Here is a 1,240-nt window from a genome sequence, read left to right as displayed (position 1 = left end):
GAGTAGGACGTCGCTAGGCCTTTTTTATAATATTCCGCAGTAGCTCAGTGGTAGAGCATTCGGCTGTTAACCGAACGGTCGTAGGTTCGAATCCTACCTGCGGAGCCATTTTTTTGATGATATATATGAGCAGGTAGTTGTGATGCTTCCATAGCTCAGCAGGTAGAGCACTTCCATGGTAAGGAAGAGGTCAGCGGTTCGAGCCCGCTTGGAAGCTTACCTTAATATTAATATATGGCCCATTGGTCAAGCGGTTAAGACACCGCCCTTTCACGGCGGTAACACGGGTTCGAATCCCGTAGGGGTCACCATTTGGAGGATTAGCTCAGCTGGGAGAGCATCTGCCTTACAAGCAGAGGGTCGGCGGTTCGATCCCGTCATCCTCCACCATAACTTTTATACAATTGTAATTAATATGCCGGCCTAGCTCAATTGGTAGAGGATTTTAAAAGCTTGCAGCAACGAAGCTTTTCTCCCTCGAATGGCAAACCTTTAAAATCTGCGACAAAGACCGTAGGGCTTTGGAGCACAGTTATCAGCAAAAACTAAATTAGAAATGATTATTTAATTATGCCGGCCTAGCTCAATTGGTAGAGCAACTGACTTGTAATCAGTAGGTTGGGGGTTCGAGTCCTCTGGCCGGCATCTTATAATTTGGTGGGGTAGCGAAGTGGCTAAACGCGGCGGACTGTAAATCCGCTCCCTTTGGGTTCGGCGGTTCGAATCCGTCCCCCACCACCATTTATTTTTAATAAAAACATTAAAAATGGACATGTTATTATTAGTCCTTTTTATTTTGTAAATTATGTAGTTTAATCAATGGGCTATAGCCAAGCGGTAAGGCATCGCACTTTGACTGCGACATGCGTTGGTTCGAATCCAGCTAGCCCAGCCATTTTTCAAATGAGCCATTAGCTCAGTCGGTAGAGCATCTGACTTTTAATCAGAGGGTCGAAGGTTCGAGTCCTTCATGGCTCACTTTGTTTTCTTGAGAAGACCTTTAGGGATATTATTCCTAAAGGTCTTCTTTGGTTTTAACCTTTTTTAGGTTCTCGTTTACCTAATATAATAGAACGAACGATAAGAAGCGGGATAGTGCCCGACTCGGCAGAAAAAGAGAGGAAACGGTCGACAATAAGGGTTTCTGGTGCCCGTCCAGTCAGAAAAAGAGAACGACCGGTCACCAATAAGGGTTACTGGTGCCCGTCCAGTCAGAAAAAGGGAGCGACCGGTCACCAAT

The 1,240-nt window shown here is 45.6% G+C and carries 8 tRNA genes; all 8 read left to right on the top strand.

Annotated features, from left to right (window positions below):
• Positions 1-33: 33 nt before the first annotated feature.
• The 8 genes from V7127_RS24695 to V7127_RS24660 all read left to right on the top strand — a co-directional run bounded on the left by V7127_RS24695 (position 34) and on the right by V7127_RS24660 (position 978).
• Positions 34-108 (top strand) — tRNA-Asn (locus tag V7127_RS24695).
• A gap of 36 nt (positions 109-144) precedes the next feature.
• A tRNA-Thr gene (locus tag V7127_RS24690) sits at positions 145-217 on the top strand.
• Between the two features lie 19 nt (positions 218-236).
• Positions 237-311: transfer RNA gene (locus V7127_RS24685), tRNA-Glu, on the top strand.
• A gap of 3 nt (positions 312-314) precedes the next feature.
• Positions 315-390 (top strand) — tRNA-Val (locus V7127_RS24680).
• A 182-nt stretch (positions 391-572) separates the two neighbouring features.
• Positions 573-645, top strand: a tRNA-Thr gene (locus V7127_RS24675).
• Between the two features lie 11 nt (positions 646-656).
• Positions 657-741 (top strand) — tRNA-Tyr (locus V7127_RS24670).
• 79 nt (positions 742-820) lie between these two features.
• Positions 821-895, top strand: a tRNA-Gln gene (locus V7127_RS24665).
• A gap of 10 nt (positions 896-905) precedes the next feature.
• Positions 906-978: transfer RNA gene (locus V7127_RS24660), tRNA-Lys, on the top strand.
• Positions 979-1,240: the final 262 nt, after the last annotated feature.

This window comes from Bacillus sp. JJ1773 (assembly GCF_036962035.1).
GTDB lineage: Bacteria > Bacillota > Bacilli > Bacillales > Cytobacillaceae > Cytobacillus.
Note: the sequence above shows the minus strand (reverse complement) of the source record. Positions and strands in the feature narration are given on the sequence as shown.